Genomic DNA, 240 nt, shown 5'->3' with positions numbered 1-240 from the left:
AGCCGGCTCTTCGCAATTCAATGGTGGCGGCGGCGAAGCTGCCGGATGATCTTCAGCGCACGGCCGGGCTCGCCGCTTTCGGCGAATTCCGACGTCAGCTGGCGTCTGTGATGGGTGAGCAAGGGCGCGGCAGTACCACGGCCCAAATTCTCTTCCAGATGGCGGGGATCGAGGTTCCACCCGATGGCAAGATTCCAGCGGCGGTCGCCGATGATCTTGGCCGTGCGCTTGATTCCATCG

1 protein-coding gene is annotated in these 240 nt (G+C 63.3%); it reads right to left on the bottom strand.

The features are described from left to right. Positions 1–17 precede the first annotated feature (17 nt). On the bottom strand, positions 18–240 hold a 223-nt coding region (locus tag QSV46_RS40930; RefSeq protein ID WP_314964470.1), incomplete at its 5' end, for a hypothetical protein.

The organism is Bradyrhizobium cosmicum, assembly GCF_032290525.1.
Classification (GTDB): domain Bacteria; phylum Pseudomonadota; class Alphaproteobacteria; order Rhizobiales; family Xanthobacteraceae; genus Bradyrhizobium; species Bradyrhizobium cosmicum_A.
Note: the sequence above shows the minus strand (reverse complement) of the source record. Positions and strands in the feature narration are given on the sequence as shown.